The sequence below is a fragment of the Vibrio sp. CB1-14 genome, from assembly GCF_040412085.2.
Classification (GTDB): Bacteria; Pseudomonadota; Gammaproteobacteria; order Enterobacterales; family Vibrionaceae; genus Vibrio; species Vibrio chaetopteri.
On record NZ_CP115920.1, the window covers coordinates 1,494,685 to 1,509,840 of the forward strand.

At 46.3% G+C, this 15,156-nt stretch carries 16 protein-coding genes; 13 read left to right on the forward strand and 3 right to left on the reverse strand.

The annotated features are described in order from the left end of the window. Window positions 1–7 precede the first annotated feature (7 nt). The 4 genes from PG915_RS06770 to PG915_RS06785 all read left to right on the forward strand — a co-directional run bounded on the left by PG915_RS06770 (window position 8) and on the right by PG915_RS06785 (window position 2,749). Window positions 8–622 (forward strand): DMSO/selenate family reductase complex B subunit, encoded by a 615-nt coding sequence (locus PG915_RS06770; RefSeq protein ID WP_042477459.1) that lies wholly within the window; start codon window positions 8–10, stop codon window positions 620–622. Window position 623: 1 nt separating this feature from the next. After that, on the forward strand, window positions 624–1,466 hold the full coding sequence (locus tag PG915_RS06775; RefSeq protein ID WP_353498424.1) for a DmsC/YnfH family molybdoenzyme membrane anchor subunit: 843 nt from the start codon (window positions 624–626) through the stop codon (window positions 1,464–1,466). Window positions 1,467–1,547: 81 nt separating this feature from the next. Continuing rightward, window positions 1,548–2,156, forward strand: a complete 609-nt coding sequence (locus tag PG915_RS06780) for a TorD/DmsD family molecular chaperone (protein WP_353498425.1) — start codon at window positions 1,548–1,550, stop codon at window positions 2,154–2,156. Window positions 2,157–2,185: 29 nt separating this feature from the next. Beyond that, window positions 2,186–2,749 (forward strand): 4Fe-4S binding protein, encoded by a 564-nt coding sequence (locus tag PG915_RS06785; protein ID WP_353498426.1) that lies wholly within the window; start codon window positions 2,186–2,188, stop codon window positions 2,747–2,749. A gap of 67 nt (window positions 2,750–2,816) precedes the next feature. Here PG915_RS06785 and dbpA read toward each other — a convergent pair whose 3' ends face one another. Together dbpA and PG915_RS06795 are read right to left on the reverse strand one after the other, a co-directional pair. Continuing rightward, window positions 2,817–4,199, reverse strand: a complete 1,383-nt coding sequence (gene dbpA / locus PG915_RS06790; protein WP_353498427.1) for an ATP-dependent RNA helicase DbpA — start codon at window positions 4,197–4,199, stop codon at window positions 2,817–2,819. A gap of 120 nt (window positions 4,200–4,319) precedes the next feature. Next, a complete protein-coding gene (locus PG915_RS06795; RefSeq protein WP_367357780.1) occupies window positions 4,320–4,790 on the reverse strand; it encodes a WbuC family cupin fold metalloprotein in 471 nt (156 codons plus the stop codon). Between the two features lie 227 nt (window positions 4,791–5,017). Here PG915_RS06795 and PG915_RS06800 point away from each other — a divergent pair, with 227 nt between their 5' ends. The 8 genes from PG915_RS06800 to PG915_RS06835 all read left to right on the forward strand — a co-directional run bounded on the left by PG915_RS06800 (window position 5,018) and on the right by PG915_RS06835 (window position 13,623). Further along, complete coding sequence (locus tag PG915_RS06800; protein WP_042498055.1) at window positions 5,018–5,191, forward strand: hypothetical protein; 174 nt, start codon at window positions 5,018–5,020, stop codon at window positions 5,189–5,191. A 215-nt stretch (window positions 5,192–5,406) separates the two neighbouring features. Next, window positions 5,407–6,003, forward strand: a complete 597-nt coding sequence (locus PG915_RS06805) for a GTP cyclohydrolase II (protein WP_353498676.1) — start codon at window positions 5,407–5,409, stop codon at window positions 6,001–6,003. A 158-nt stretch (window positions 6,004–6,161) separates the two neighbouring features. Beyond that, a complete protein-coding gene (locus tag PG915_RS06810; RefSeq protein WP_353498429.1) occupies window positions 6,162–7,421 on the forward strand; it encodes an imelysin family protein in 1,260 nt (419 codons plus the stop codon). A 64-nt stretch (window positions 7,422–7,485) separates the two neighbouring features. Next, a complete protein-coding gene (locus PG915_RS06815; protein WP_353498430.1) occupies window positions 7,486–8,883 on the forward strand; it encodes a di-heme oxidoredictase family protein in 1,398 nt (465 codons plus the stop codon). Window positions 8,884–8,892: 9 nt separating this feature from the next. Next, window positions 8,893–9,924, forward strand: coding sequence for an imelysin family protein (locus PG915_RS06820; RefSeq protein WP_353498431.1), 1,032 nt, complete (start codon window positions 8,893–8,895; stop codon window positions 9,922–9,924). Then, window positions 9,905–11,026 (forward strand): DUF1513 domain-containing protein, encoded by a 1,122-nt coding sequence (locus PG915_RS06825; RefSeq protein WP_353498432.1) that lies wholly within the window; start codon window positions 9,905–9,907, stop codon window positions 11,024–11,026. Before PG915_RS06820 ends, PG915_RS06825 begins: the two co-directional genes overlap by 20 nt. Window positions 11,027–11,114: 88 nt before the next feature. After that, the gene (locus PG915_RS06830) at window positions 11,115–12,770 is read left to right on the forward strand and encodes a L,D-transpeptidase family protein (RefSeq protein WP_353498433.1); all 1,656 of its coding nucleotides are present in this window, start codon (window positions 11,115–11,117) and stop codon (window positions 12,768–12,770) included. Between the two features lie 199 nt (window positions 12,771–12,969). Beyond that, entirely contained in the window at window positions 12,970–13,623 is a 654-nt protein-coding gene (locus PG915_RS06835) for an MBL fold metallo-hydrolase (protein WP_353498434.1), read from the forward strand. Here the strand turns inward: PG915_RS06835 and PG915_RS06840 are convergent. Continuing rightward, window positions 13,620–14,291 (reverse strand): DUF2982 domain-containing protein, encoded by a 672-nt coding sequence (locus tag PG915_RS06840; protein WP_353498435.1) that lies wholly within the window; start codon window positions 14,289–14,291, stop codon window positions 13,620–13,622. The two genes, PG915_RS06835 and PG915_RS06840, sit on opposite strands and share 4 nt — an antisense overlap. 210 nt (window positions 14,292–14,501) lie before the next feature. Here PG915_RS06840 and PG915_RS06845 point away from each other — a divergent pair, with 210 nt between their 5' ends. Next, entirely contained in the window at window positions 14,502–14,864 is a 363-nt protein-coding gene (locus tag PG915_RS06845) for a MarR family transcriptional regulator (RefSeq protein WP_112461504.1), read from the forward strand. The last annotated feature ends 292 nt before the right edge of the window (window positions 14,865–15,156 follow it).

Below are 15,156 nucleotides of genomic sequence, written 5' to 3' on the forward strand. Positions count from 1 at the left end.
CTAACTCATGAAACAATACGGTTTTTATATCGACTCGAGTAAGTGCACTGGCTGTAAAACCTGTCAGTTGTCTTGCAAAGACTTTAAAGATTTGGGTGTCGACCGCAGTTTTCGCCGAGTGTATGAATACGCTGGTGGTAACTGGGTAGAAGAGAACGGTACCTACCGTCAGGATGTGTTCGCCTACTACACCTCTATCGCATGTAACCATTGTGATGAGCCAGCGTGTGCAAAAGTGTGTCCGTCTGGTGCGATGCACAAACGTGAAGATGGCTTTGTCATCGTAGATGAAAAGGTATGTATTGGCTGTAAACACTGTGCCAATGCGTGCCCTTACGGTGCGCCACAATACAGCAAAGAAAAAGGTCACATGACCAAATGTGATGGCTGTTTTGAGCGCGTGGCAGAGGGTTTCGAGCCGATCTGTGTCGGTTCATGCCCGCTGCGAGCGTTGGAGTTTGGCCCGATTGCTGAGCTTCGTGCCAAATACGGTACTAATGCTGATGTGGCACCGCTTCCGTCTTCGTCACTGACGAAACCTAATATTGTGATCAAGCCAAACCGTCATGCGCGTCCAACTAATGACACGACTGGTCACCTAGCAAACCCTAAGGAGGTCTAAGATGGGATGGCATGAATGGCCTTTGATTTTCTTCACTGTATTTGCACAAACCGCGGTGGGTGCATTTATCGTGATGGGTCTAATCACACTGTTTGGCAAAGCAGATGCGCACGTGAAAACGGGCATTACTCGTAACATGTTCTTTATCTGGGTGTTTATGGGGCTAGGCTTTATGGCTTCGACTATGCACTTGGGTAGCCCAATGCGTGCCATTAACGCGTTGAATCAAGTGGGTACCTCGTGGCTTTCGCGCGAGATTTTGTTTGGTTCAATGTTCTTTGGCTTGGGAGGCATCTATTGGTTGTTGTCTGTTATCGACAAGGGCAGCGAAGCGATTCGCAAAGGCTTGTTGGTCGTGGCAATGTTGATTGGTGTTGTGTTTATGTACGCAATGACCAACGTATACATCATTGATACTGTACCAACTTGGGATACGCCGTTTACCGGTCAATCCTTCGCACTAACGGCAGTGGTGTGCGGCGTGATGCTGTCACTTATTCTGATGCGTGGCGCGAAACTTGAGTGTCCTAAGCTTGGTAAGATCACGGCGATTGTTGCATCTGTTGCAGGCCTAGCGCTTGTGATGACGACGATATCTATGATGGGTTCACTACCTAGTATCCATTCAGCAATCGTATCAGCCGCTGAGCTTGTGCCAAACATGGCAGAAATTCAGAACCTACGTTTTGTGTTGGTATTTGCTGGTATTGCTGCTTGGGTTTGGGCAATGCGCTCTGAATCGCGCTCAATGCCAATCGCGGTGGTGGGTTTTGCAATGGTTATGGTTGCAGAGCTCATTGGTCGCAGCGTGTTCTTCGGTCTTCACATGACCGCTGGCATGTAATGAGTGAAGAGGGTAGGCGCTTGTGCCTACCCTCTATTACACTCAACTTTATTGTTTAGAATAACTTGGTAATCTCAGTTCATGTCACAATCAGACGTTATTGATCTTCAAAGCCTTCAGACCATGGCCAAGGTGTTTGGCTCACTTTTGTACTTCCCGCTTACTGATAGCAACAACCAAACTTTGATTAAAGCTCTTTCGGAAGATGAAGCGCTGGAGAACAGCGATATTCAAGCCTGGTGTAAAACAGCGCTAACAGAATTGCCAGAAGCACTAAATCAAGACTTCTTCTTGCTGTTTGAAGGCGGAGAGGTGATGTTGGCACCGCCTTGGGGCTCTGTGTATACCGACAAAGAAGAAGTGATTTTTGGTGACAGTACCGTTGCCTATCGCCAGTTCTTGCGTGAGTACGGCATTGAGCTTGATACAGGCATGCGCGAGCCAGAAGACCAGATTGGTTTGATGTTGTTTGCGGTTAGCCAACTTATTGAGCAACAACAAGATGTCGAAACGGTTAAAACGTTACTGACCGAGCACTTGCTAACGTGGTGTTACCGCTACTTTGAATTGGTACAACAGCATGCCCAAACCCAAAGCTACAAACAGTTGGCAGGCTTGGTTTCTCTATGGTGTGAAGTGGTACAGGATGTGCTCGACATTACGCCTAATGCTGTGAAGCTGTATCGTTAAAAAATACACCCATCTATGGTGAGAATATTATGAGTCGTGATGAGCAATACGTAAAAGCCTATATGGAGCACAAGACGATAAGCCGCCGTGGTTTGTTTCGCGCTCTGACAAATGGCGCGACTCGTAATCCGACGGAGACTGATGACTCTCTTGCGTCAAAGTTGAATGCTGAAAAGGTAGTTAGAGTGCTACCAAGACCGCCAAAAGCGATTGACGAGGTACTGTTTCAGCAAATCTGCGACGGCTGTGGTGAATGTCAAAAGGTTTGCCCTGAACAGGTTATTTCTATCCAAGGTGGGTTGGCGCAGCTAACGCTGGACTATGGGTATTGCAGTCAGTGTGAAGAGTGCGGTAAAAGCTGTCCAACAGGCGCATTGCACGGAAGTGTAATGGATAACGGCTTGCGACCAAGCTTTTTAGAAAGCTGTCAAAACGCACTGTTTGGCGATTGTTATTTGTGTCAGGAAGCATGTCCTCAAGACGCCATAGAACTGGAAGACTTGAGTTTACCCACCGTAAGTGAAAGCAAGTGCGATGGATGCGGACGTTGCAAGCAAGGCTGTCCATTTTCATCCATCGCTCTATCTCTATAAAGCTGGGTCTCTATAAAGCCGAGCCTCTATAAAGTATTGACGCTATAGAGCTCGGCCTCTATTAACGTCACGCTTTAATGATACGAGCGCGGAAGTTACGCCCCTTCATCTTGCCGTTAGTGATTTTACCCAGCGCTTTCTTCGCAATGGATGTTTCTACCGCAACGTAAGCGTTCATAGGGAACATATTGATCTTACCGATCTGGTTGCCTGATAGAGTCTTGTCGCCCGTCAACGCACCTAGAATATCCCCAGGACGTAGCTTCTGCTTTTTGCCACCTAGAATCTGAATTGTGGTCATCGTTGCCTGATAAGGGCGGTTTGATGATGCTGGTGGTAGCGTGCTTGGCTCAATAGGCAAATCTAAGTACTCATCGATGCGTGCTACACGATAAAACTCTTTCTCACTGTAGAAGCTAAATGCCAAGCCTTTGTTTCCCGCACGACCAGTACGACCGATACGGTGCACATGCACTTCAGGGTCACGTGATAGCTCGTAGTTGAATACAGCGTCAAGGTTGTCGACATCAAGGCCACGTGCAGCAACATCGGTTGCGACAAGGATAGAAACACTCTTGTTAGCAAACTGAACCAGTGCTTGGTCGCGGTCACGTTGTTCTAGGTCACCATGAATATCAATGACGCTAAAGCCGCGATGGTGAAGCTCATCCGCCACATTCTGCACTTCTTTCTTAGTGTTACAGAACACAACCGCAGACTCTGGTTGGTGTGTTAGTAATAGAGTTTCTAACGCGTTGTCACGCTCTTCTGTGGTATCAGTTTGATAGAAGAACTGCTTGATGCTTGAATGATCGTGTTTGCTCTCTACCTTCACAACCTCAGGCTGCTTCATTACCGTTGATGCAATGGTTTGAATCTGCTCTGGGAAGGTTGCACTGAATAGTAGCGTTTGACGATTGCTTGGCGCTTCACCGATGATGGCATCGAGTGCGTCTTTAAAGCCCATTTCCAGCATGCGATCGGCTTCATCCAACACCAATGTATTGAGCTCTTCAAGGTTGATACGACCTTTTTCAAGGTGATCAAGGATACGACCTGGTGTACCGACGAGAATATGAGCGCCGTGCTCCAGAGAGCCAATTTGCGGCCCCATTGGCATTCCGCCACATAGCGTTAGCACTTTGATGTTGTGGATACCACGAGCTAGGGTACGGATTTCTTTTGCAACCTGGTCAGCAAGTTCACGCGTTGGGCAAAGCACCAATGATTGCACACGAAAACGCTTTACGTTGAGGTTGGCAAGTAGGCCAAGTGAGAATGCCGCCGTTTTACCTGAACCGGTTTTTCCTTGACCGATGATGTCTTTACCATCGAGGATTTTTGGTAGTGAGTCTGCTTGAATCGGTGTCATTTTAGCGTAGCCAAGGCTATCCAAAGTGCTCAGTAATTCAGTAGGTAGATTTAGTGTGGAAAATGCCGGAGTGGTCACGAGGTATCCTCAGTCAGCGTTAGGGAGCGAGTATTATCAACATTATGGTCGATGTTACCAGCAAAAACATGGCTGACGGAGGACATTTAACCAGCGAAGTGATCAGGTTACCTGTGAAGGTTACGCTGGTAGCGCTGTTCTCATCCAGTCGCGGTACTCATTAGCGCCGTCTTCACCTTCTGCAGGAGACCAAGGCGCGAAATCTTCTTGAGGCGTTGGGATGTAAGCCCCTTCTTTGATTTCTAGACCGACAGTACCAGACTCCATGCATGCATAACCGTGCCATGTACCTGGTGGAATTTCGATAGCGCGGTTGGTTTCTGGTGATAGGCTGTGACGCTGAACTACGTTGCCTTCGTCATCGAAAATAAGTAGATCAAGTTGACCTTTAAGTACCAAAAACAGCTCCCATTTGTGCTCTTCACGGTGGCGGTGAGGGCGCATGTAAGTTTCTGGCTCAGTTGAAATGAACAGGCGCTGCACACCCGCGTCCAATTGTTCGTGTAGGTTGTGATGGCTGCGCTTGCGCGGTGCTTGTTTCGCGTTTTCAGAAAACGTGTCGAAGTCTTGGTTACTGATGATTTTCAACATTGCTTTTACTTTATTAGTTGGTGTGCCGTTATTGTACAGTGGCATCAAAAAAGTTCAGCACAAAAATAGCGCTATCGTCCGGGCAAGGTTAAATTTTAGAAAAAACTATGAAAAACGTAGGCAAAATGTGATTGCAGTTCCAGAGATTGGTAAAAAAGCTGTACGATCTGATCAGAATGGTATGATGCCTAAGCATCGGAGTGTCTTAAACGTAAGGTGGAACAGCAGTGGAAGCAGTGATCAGCCAATTAAAAAAAGACTTTTACGCGCACCTTCAATCTTCAAATGGTGCTAGCGCATCGAGTACCTCGAAAACTATGTCTTTGCTAACGAAAGAAGAATTGGCAGAGCTGGAAAACGTTTGGGTTCAGCTAGCAGTATGGAAGCAAAAGCAAGCTTAATCAGCGTATTAACTCCAACAAATTCTAAGCCCTGAGTGATTCACTCGGGGCTTTTTTCATTTTACAAAAGTACCAATTGTTATAATATAACATTTTCCTTGGTGATCTTATTGTTGAAAAGTGCGGTATTAGCCCCCATAGTTCCCATATTGGAGAAACAGACTATGGCTGAGATAAGCTCACTGATAGCCTCAGAAAATCTAGTAGGAAATACGATGGCGGAAGTACGTGCCAGAATAGAATTAAAAGTCGGTGCAAAAAGCGACATCGACGCGGAAATGCTCTCTTTTCGCGGCTTAGAGACCGACAAAGAACACGTTGCTATTATCTTTAAAGCAGCAGACAAAGACCAAGCGCTACCTTTAGTGCGAATGCACTCTGAGTGTTTGACGGGGGATGTATTCCACTCGTCTCGTTGTGACTGTGGTGAACAGCTCGAAGAGACCATCCAAAAGATGGGGCGTGAAGGTGGCATCATCTTATACTTGCGCCAAGAGGGGCGTGGTATTGGTTTGTACAACAAGCTAGATGCCTACAAGCTTCAGTCTGAAGGCATGAACACATACGAAGCGAACAACCATCTTGGATTTGGTGATGATTTACGTGATTTCACCGAAGCGGCTCAAATGCTCAAAGCATTAGACATTTACTCAATTCGCTTAGTTACCAATAATCCCAAGAAAATCCGCGAGCTGCGCGAGCATGGTATTAATATCGAAGATGTCGTTAACACCAGTGCTCACGTGAAAGATGGTAATGAAAGCTACCTAAAGGCCAAAGTCTCACACGGTAAGCATCATCTCGAGCTCTAGGGTAGCTTGTTAACATTTTGAATAAAAACCTCACACATGTGAGGTTTTTTGTATTCACTGTTGAAAATAAATTGTAACTAGGTATTATCGCGGTTGATAGTGTTAATGATAACTATTCGCACTAAATAATAAGAATTAAGCTCAACAAGGATGCTTTCATGAATGTAACAACCGCAGTGAAGGGCGCAATTGCCGCCTCGTTTCTTATCACGTCTACCTCTGCTTTTTCAGCAGTCACTAAAGATCAAGTTGTCGAGCATTACGCCGATCTTGCTCATGCTGTGTTTACTGATGCGCGTATTACAGCGCAAGAGTTAGACACATCAATTAACACATTTTTAGCTTCTCCATCGGAAAAAGGCCTTGCTGATGTGAAACAAGCTTGGCTTGCTTCACGCGTTCCGTATCAGCAAACAGAAGTGTTCCGCTTTGGAAACTCGATTGTTGATGATTGGGAAGGTCAACTCAATGCTTGGCCTCTTGATGAGGGACTTATCGACTACGTAAGTAGTGACTATCAGTACGAACTTGGCAATGAAGGCGCACAGGCGAACATTGTTGCTAACAAAACTCTTAAGATTGGTGCAACTACATTAGATGTTGCGAGTATTACTCCTCAAGCTATTGCAGATCTAAACGAAGTCGGTGGCTCAGAGGCTAACGTGGCGTCTGGCTACCACGCCATTGAGTTTCTTTTGTGGGGTCAAGACCTGAACGGCACTAATGCAGGTGCCGGAGAGCGTCCTTACACGGATTACGTTGTAGGTGAAGGTTGTACAAATGGTAATTGTGAGCGTCGTGCTGAGTACCTAAAAGCGGCTTCTGTTCTTTTGATTCAAGATCTTCAGTGGATGGAAAAGCAATGGTCTGCATCAGAGAAAGAGAACTACCGTACAGAGCTTCTTGCTGACAAAGCCGACAATGGTCTACGTAAAATGCTGTTTGGTATGGGCTCGCTATCGCTGGGTGAACTGGCAGGTGAGCGTATGAAAGTGGCACTAGAGGCAAACTCAACAGAAGATGAGCATGATTGTTTCTCTGATAACACTCACAACTCTCACTACTATAACGAGCAGGGGATCTACAACGTCTACACCGGTACCTATGTGCGTGCTGACGGCACGTTAGTTGATGGTCCAAGCATTGCTAACCTTGTAGAGCAAAAAGATAAGAGCGCAGCGAAAGAGATTCAAAAGCAGTTGGATTTGGCTCGCGCTCAAGTAGGCAAACTTGTCACTTCTGCAGAAAAAGACAACCAGTACTTTGACCAACTGATCGCCTCAAGCAACCCACAAGGCAACCAACTTGTGAATGAGACGATTATTGCACTTGTTGCTCAAACAGGTTCAATAGAACGTGCTGCGGGTATTGTAGGTATTGATAGCCTTAGCCCAGATACAGCTGACCACGAGTTCTAATCATAATAAAAATCTATGAAATGGGGGCGCTTGCCCCCTTTGTTGTTCTATTTGTGAGTGCTGTATGTCTAGATCAAACATCATCTGGGTTGCGCTTTTTGCGCTAATCTCCACGTCCGTTTTTGCAGAGTCGACTCCTAGCCGTCTTTCTGGTGGCAAAACTACGGTTAAAAAAAACGGTGCCAACGCCTTTTCAATGCCAGCGGCTAACTTGCCGATGAGCAAACGTCTCGATTTTAGTGTCGGAAACAGTTTCTTTCGAAACCCTTGGGTTCAAGCGCCCGCATCGACGGATGCTCGTGATGGTCTAGGGCCTTTATTCAATACTAATGGATGTCAAAACTGCCACATAAAAGATGGTCGTGGACACCCACCAGAGCAGAACGACCAGCATGCGGTGTCAATGTTAGTTCGCCTGAGTATTCCTGCAACGACGGAAGCACAAAAACAAGCAGTAAAAATGTCAGGTGTGATTCCTGAGCCAACTTATGGTGGTCAGCTTCAAGACTTTGCTCTTCCTGATATGGCGCCTGAAGGCCAAATACACATTACTTATGACGACGTCGCGATGCGATTTGAAGATGGCACCACGGTGATGCTTCGTAAGCCAAACTTAAAGATCGTTGAACTTGCTTATGGAGATATGCATCCAGATGTAATGATGTCAGCTCGCGTCGCTCCACCTATGATCGGCCTTGGGTTGCTTGAATCCATTCCTGAATCGACCATCCTAGAGTTTTCTAAGCAGCAACAACAGGACACAACGTCTGTTGCTGGTATTCCTAACTATGTGCTTGATGTACGAACTAAAGAGATGAGCCTAGGACGATTTGGCTGGAAAGCGGGACAGCCGAACCTAATGCAGCAAAATGCGGCGGCATTCAACGGTGATGTTGGCTTAACAAGTGCATTGTTTACAGAAGAAAACTGCACTGATAAACAAGATTTGTGCACCGAGAGCCTAAGTGGCGGCGATCCTGAGGTAAGCGACAACATTCTTGATTTTGTTGAGTTCTATACACAGCACCTTGCCGTTCCACAGCGTCGTAATATTGATAACTCAGAGGTGCTAGCTGGAGAAGCACTGTTTAAAAGAGTGGGTTGTGACAACTGTCATCGAACCAGTATCCAAACGGCGAAACGCGAAGGCTTACCTGCTTTGTCGAATCAGACAATTCATCCTTATACAGACATGTTATTACACGATATGGGGGAGGGGCTTGCTGATGGTCGTCCGGAATACGCTGCATCTGGCTCGCATTGGCGAACGCCACCACTATGGGGTATTGGGTATACCGAAGAAGTGAATGGTCACACGTATTTTCTTCATGATGGCCGTGCTCGTAACTTAACCGAGGCCATTTTATGGCACGGCGGTGAAGCTCAAACTTCAAGAAATCAGGTGCTAGCAATGAGCAAGAAAGAGCGTGAAGCGCTGCTTGCTTTCTTAAATTCGCTATAGGGAACAGTGATGTATTATCAAAAATCAGTGACCATTGCGGCTTTAGTTCTACTGGCAGGGTGTCAATCATCAACCAGTACAGACAAACTGCGTCCTCAATCGAGCAATCACCAAAGCCAAGGTGTGTATGAGATCCAGTTTGAATCTGCTCTGCGCTTTAATGATTCTATGCTCAAACTTCGCAACCAATCTGCGCGTTATTGCGAGTCTCAAAGCAGCCTAAAAGATGTGAAAATTGCTTGGCAGCAGGGGATGGAGAGCTGGATGCATCTTCAAGGGCAGGAGCGAGGTCCCTCAGAAGCGCTTGAACAAAACTGGAACATTCAGTTTTGGCCCGATAAAAAAAATACCACAGGCCGCAAGATGGCTACGGCGATCAAAACCAAGAGTTGGGATATGACGTCGATTCAATCTCAGAGCGTGACAGTTCAAGGGCTTGGCTCTGTGGAATGGCTGTTATATGACGGTGCCTCAAGCATGAGTGAAGGTGGTAAGGAAGATTGTAGCTTGCTTAAAGCGGTTACTGACTCTCTGGTCGATCGTTCAAACACTGTTTTGCAGGCTTGGATCACAAACCCATGGGCCGAGTTAGATACCAAAGCATGGCATGCGGAATATTTAGCGTTACTCACCAATCAGCTTGATTACAGCATGAAGAAGCTGTCTCGTCCGCTTGCGAAAATTGGCGCACCACGTCCGTATTTTTCAGAATCTTGGCGCGCTAAAACTTCGCTGTCGAATCTAAAAGAAAACCTAGTGGCAATGCAGGCTTTGTATTTGGCCGAAGGAAGTGGTCTTGACTCCATTCTGAGAGATAAAGGCGATGAAGCACTCGCTGACGATATTGCTCAGCAGTTCCAAGATACGCTAGAAACATGGCCACAAGAATCGAGTCTATTTGATATGTTGCAAACTAAATCGGGTTACCGAACCGCTTTGGCGCAGTTCAACAAGCTGGAGCAGCTCAAATATTTGATTGGTGAAGAAGCGGCTATAAATCTGGGTGTTGTTATAGGGTTCAATGCAACAGATGGCGATTGATAGAGCTAAGCGTAATCTAGCTAAAGCATTGGCAATGGGGACGCTTTCGCCCTCATTGCTAGCGGGCTGTGTAACGAATAGCACTGCGGCTAAGAGCAACGTTGAACTAGGCTGCATGAATACAAACCAAGTATTGATTGGTGGAGCGATTCGTCGCCAAGGTCAATTTGAGGCCGTGGTTTACTCTCAACTGGGGCAGTTTCAACATCATATCCCTTTGCCAGCGAGAGGACATGGGGTAGCGATAGCACCATCAAAGCATCACGCTGTGATGTTTGCTCGTCGTCCCGGCAGTTATGCGATGGTTTTTGACTATCGAGATGGAGAAGAAAAGGCACTCATTCCTGCGGAAAACAATCGTCACTTTTACGGTCATGGGGTGTATTCAAACGATGGTCGTTGGTTATACGCTACTCAAGGAGAGCGTGCGACAAGCCGAGGCATTATTGGTGTATACGATGCCGAGAATAGCTACAAAAAAGTTGCCGAGTTTTCTGGGTTTGGGGTCGGTCCGCATGAAATCATTATTATGTCTGATGGCCGGTTGGTAGTTGGTGTCGGCGGGGTTCATACTCAAGGGAGAACACCGATTAATTTAGCAACAATGAAGCCAAGCCTTAGCTATTTGTCAGGCAATGGGGAGTTGCTTGATCAAGTGATGCTGCCAGATCACCATAAGAGTATTCGGCATTTGGCTCATGATGGCGAGCAAACCGTGCTGTGTGGTCAGCAGTATCGAGGCGAGCCAGATGATTATGTTCCATTAGTTGCCATGCATCGAACTGGTGAGTCTCTGGTTGAGCTCGGTGGTGAACCAGAGCAGTGGGCGCGCTTCAACCATTATGTGGCGAGCATCGCGGCAACAGATTCTCATATCTTAGCGACATCGCCACGGGGCAATTGTTATGGTATTTGGGACAAATCCTCTCTCGATCTTTTAGAGATCAATGTGTTGCCGGATGCCTCTGGCGTGGTGGTTAAAAATGACCAGTTATATGTAAGTTCTGGCGTTGGAAAGGTCGTAAAAATAAATGCGGATCTCACCAAGAATGCCTTTGTCTCGGGGATTCAATGGGATAACCATTGGAGTGCTATCACATAAATGAGACGCTAACTGGTTTAAAATAAATTAGCACTTTCCAAAGTGTGATTTCTGCCATACTTAAGACTCTGTCTAAGGAGGTGGGTAGATGCGAAACTGGTTAATTTTGCCGAGTATATTGATCTCGGCATTGTCAAGTTCAGTCGCCGTTACAGCGGCGCCAGACCAGCTCGTGTCTGATTCTAGCGAACTTACCTCTTATTCTGTTAAACATATTGAACCGATTCTGAAATCGAGCTCAGCAGAAGCCTCTGAAAAGATTGAATCGATGCCTAGCATCGACAGCGAGTTCCTTTATCCACAACTGGTGGAATATGTCTATTCTCGCCTAGAACGAGCAACGCTTTGGGCGGATGTTGAGCTGAATGCTCAAGTTAACCTTCAACTTGATGTCGTACGGTTGGCTGGTTTTAGTCCGGTGTTCGAACATCGTGTCGCTTTAATGCAAGCTGCCTATCAGCAGCAGGATGCTGCTTTATATGACAGACTGACCACCGACACGTTTCTGCTTTACATGAGCTATGTCGCTGCTGCGGCGGATAAAGGCAAAGAGTGGTATTTCACTACCGATTTGAATGAGGTGATGCCAAGGCCTTCTGCGACGGAAGTAGATTTGTTGGTCTCTGCCTTTGAGGCTGGTACGGAATCGGAATATGTTTTAAGTCTCGCCTCACCAATGCTTAAACAGCCAGGGTTTGAAAACGCCTATATTGACCTGGTTGTTAAGTCTCAACTGGATACGCCATTGTACGAACAAACGGGATTATTGCGCATGGGGGACGTGCTGATGCCGCAACAATATGAGTTGCTGGTCGAACGTTTACAAGCGTCGGACGTCGAGGTGTTGATTCGCGATGATTATATGTTTGATGAGTCGCTAGATTTTGCAGTGCGCGAGTTTCAGCGTCTCTATGGACTTAATGACGACGGAATTATTGGGCCAAATACTGTCGAATGGTTGAATAAGTCTTCCGATGACAAACTTAGGATCTTAGCGTTGAACTCAGAGCGCTCCCGTCTATGGCCAGAGCAGCGTCAAAACATCATTTTGGTTAACGTGCCGAGCTTTCAGCTCAAATATTGGGATGAAGGTGAAACGCGATTCGAGTCGAGAGTCATTGTCGGTAGAACCAGTCGTCAAACTCCCATCTTTGAAACCAAAATGGATTCATTGATCTTGAATCCTACCTGGAATGTACCATGGAAGATCATGGTGAAAGACATTATTCCTAAAGTGAAGCGTGATCCGACCTATTTGTTTTCTCAGCGCTTCGAAATTTTGGAAGGCTGGAATAACCAGAACAGGATTGATCCAACTATGATCAATTGGAGCGAGGTCAACGCTAGGCGATTTCCATATCGAATGCGCCAGAAAGCCGGTGAGCTCAATGCGCTCGGCCAATACAAGTTCAACACACCGAATGCGCAAGCCATTTTCTTGCACGACACGCCAAGTAAGCATTTGTTTGATGAAAGTTTACGTGCGTTTAGCTCGGGTTGTGTCCGGGTCGAACATGCAGACCAATTTGCTGAAGTGTTGCTAGAGGTGCAGGGTAAGAGTTTAGAAGATGTCGCGTCCTCGCGTCCCAATAAAGCCATTGCCTTTAAGGAGCGAATTCCGGTGCACATTATCTATCAAACAGCTTGGCTCGTAGACGGTAAGGCACACTTCCGCGGTGACGTCTACCGTTACGATGACAAGCGCAACCCAGTAGAAGAGGCTGCCTTATCGAGTAATCGATAATCAAACAAACCTCACTTTGATAAAGAGCCATCGTGCCAGTTTTGCCACGGTGGCTTTGTTGTCTCTGAAATATAATGGTAACGAGTAGGGCATCGTCTAATCACTGTCTTGATTTTCACTGTTTGGCCAGCGGCACAGACTTGTTATTCTTCTATGACAGTGTCATAGTCGCCTCAGTTTACAAAATATAGGGTTTATCATGAGTCTTAAGTATCAAATCGTACCGGTCACTACCTTCGCGCAAAACTGCTCTATTGTATGGTGTGACGAAACTATGAAAGGTATTGTGGTTGATCCAGGTGGTGACGTAAAACAGTTGCTAGCCTTGGTTGAACAGCTTGGCGTAACGATTGAGAAGCTAGTTTTGACTCACGGTCACCTTGATCATGTTGGTGGTACGGTAGAGATGTCCGAGTCTCTTAAAGTGGACATTATCGGCCCGCATAAAGCGGACAACTTCTGGCTTCAAGGTTTGGAAGGTCAAAGTCAAATGTTTGGCTGGCCATTAACGGAAGCGTTTGAGCCAACTGAGTGGCTAGACGAAGGCGATGTGGTTACTTTTGGTAATGAATCTCTAAGTGTTTACCACACGCCGGGTCACACACCAGGTCACGTGTGCTTGTTTAATGAAGACGCTAAGGTCGCGTTTGTCGGTGATGTTCTGTTCAATGGCAGCATCGGTCGTACTGACTTCCCTCAAGGCGATCATGCAACACTGATAAACTCGATAAAAACCAAGTTGTGGCCACTGGGTAATGATGTGAAATTTGTACCAGGACACGGCCCAGAGTCTACGTTTGGTCGTGAGCGTGTCTCTAATCCCTACGTTGCTGATGAGATGCCTCTTTACTAAACCTCACTCCGGCTTGCCGCTGCTTGATAGCGGCGAGCCAATCCCACAAAATCTTCTCCTGCTCTATCTAAATCCGCTTCGGCAATAAATACGTCGTATCCGTAAAACTCTCTTTGATGTTTCATACGATTGGCAAGCATGGCCAGAAGTCCTTTGTATTCGATGCCGCGCTCATCGACAAAGGGTTCAGCGTCGAGAACAATGTCTTCAAAGCTCTTGGCCGGTGAGGTTTGCTGTACGCCGATATAAAGTAGTGCACGTTGGCTAAGTAGAATATCGGTGGCAATACGCGGACAGATGGCATCCAAGTAGGGACCATATTCTTTCACTCGAAGCCCAATCCAGGGAAGGGGCTTATGCCAGCCCTCTTGGTGTTGAGTACAGATCCCAATTCTCTCGACATTCGCCCAACGAAGAACCCAGCCACCCTTAAACAAATGCTGTTGAAGATGAGAGTTGGTTAGGGTAAACGTGACGCGACTTTTTTGTAGCATAAGGTAAGCAAATCCCGACACACTTGCGAAAATGGCAATGAACAGCCAGGCGTGCTCCCAAGAAGGTGAGAGTAACAAAAAGCAGAAACACACCAACGCGCCCACGCCAGCCAACAGCCTGACAGTAGGAGAGTCCCAAGTATAGTGGTGATTGCTAAGATGTAATGTGTCCATAATCGGTGCCATCAATGAATACTAATCTCACTTTATACTGGTGAAACAACCACAAAGTTTATTGTTTAAATAATAGTCATTGTTGGCTCGGGACGGCATTTTTGTCTCGAGTTTGTGTCAAGACCCTACAAAAGCATTCAAAATTTTGGTATAAAACGCGCTTCAAATTTTGACCACTGCCTTGATGCAGTGAATTGGAGAGAAAACTCGATGAGACTTGCTCATAAGCGCAAAGTGCAAGCAAAATTGCAAAAGCGCATTAAAGCGGTAGTTGCCAACACAGCCGCTGCAACAAAAACAGCAAAGCCTGTTGTAGCAAAAGCACCTGTAGTTGAAACCGCAACTGCGACAAAAAAAGTTGATGTAGCCCTAACTCCTAAACAGCAACAAGTGCTAGACATCGTTGCTAACAACGCTGAAGGCATCAACCCGAAAGGTATCGGCCTTGCGGCTGGCCAAGAAGATGCGAAAGCAGCCTCTTGGGCAACTGGCGCTCTAAAGAAACTTCTTGAAGAAGGTTTGGTGGCTAAAGAGCAGCTAGCGGGCAACAAAGTGATCTACAAAGCGCTATAAGCGTTCACTTTACCCAATTTCAAAAAGACCCCTTTCGAGGGGTTTTTTTGATCCTGTCGTTTGGAAAATTGGGAGATGTTAGCGACAGATGTCACAAAAGTAGCCATCCTGTAATATCTTGCTGATAATAAATGCGTACGTGTTTGTCTCGTTCTAGATTTCTTTCTGAACACTCTAACCTGTTGATTTTTATTTGTCTTGAGTAACTACCTCGTTTATCACCTACGTAGTAATACGTAATACCAAGGTCGAAGTCGATCTGTTGATAATCTTATTACTGCGTGCTCGCACT

Excerpts from the sequence above, each read along its gene's own strand:
- PG915_RS06770 (WP_042477459.1), top strand. The coding sequence starts at position 8 with ATGAAACAATACGGTTTTTATATCGACTCGAGTAAGTGCACTGGCTGT.
- PG915_RS06775 (WP_353498424.1), top strand. The coding sequence starts at position 624 with ATGGGATGGCATGAATGGCCTTTGATTTTCTTCACTGTATTTGCACAA.
- PG915_RS06780 (WP_353498425.1), top strand. The coding sequence starts at position 1,548 with ATGTCACAATCAGACGTTATTGATCTTCAAAGCCTTCAGACCATGGCC.
- PG915_RS06785 (WP_353498426.1), top strand. The coding sequence starts at position 2,186 with ATGAGTCGTGATGAGCAATACGTAAAAGCCTATATGGAGCACAAGACG.
- PG915_RS06795 (WP_367357780.1), bottom strand. The coding sequence starts at position 4,790 with ATGTTGAAAATCATCAGTAACCAAGACTTCGACACGTTTTCTGAAAAC.
- PG915_RS06805 (WP_353498676.1), top strand. The coding sequence starts at position 5,407 with ATGGCGGAAGTACGTGCCAGAATAGAATTAAAAGTCGGTGCAAAAAGC.
- PG915_RS06810 (WP_353498429.1), top strand. The coding sequence starts at position 6,162 with ATGAATGTAACAACCGCAGTGAAGGGCGCAATTGCCGCCTCGTTTCTT.
- PG915_RS06815 (WP_353498430.1), top strand. The coding sequence starts at position 7,486 with ATGTCTAGATCAAACATCATCTGGGTTGCGCTTTTTGCGCTAATCTCC.
- PG915_RS06820 (WP_353498431.1), top strand. The coding sequence starts at position 8,893 with ATGTATTATCAAAAATCAGTGACCATTGCGGCTTTAGTTCTACTGGCA.
- PG915_RS06825 (WP_353498432.1), top strand. The coding sequence starts at position 9,905 with ATGCAACAGATGGCGATTGATAGAGCTAAGCGTAATCTAGCTAAAGCA.
- PG915_RS06830 (WP_353498433.1), top strand. The coding sequence starts at position 11,115 with ATGCGAAACTGGTTAATTTTGCCGAGTATATTGATCTCGGCATTGTCA.
- PG915_RS06835 (WP_353498434.1), top strand. The coding sequence starts at position 12,970 with ATGAGTCTTAAGTATCAAATCGTACCGGTCACTACCTTCGCGCAAAAC.
- PG915_RS06840 (WP_353498435.1), bottom strand. The coding sequence starts at position 14,291 with ATGGACACATTACATCTTAGCAATCACCACTATACTTGGGACTCTCCT.
- PG915_RS06845 (WP_112461504.1), top strand. The coding sequence starts at position 14,502 with ATGAGACTTGCTCATAAGCGCAAAGTGCAAGCAAAATTGCAAAAGCGC.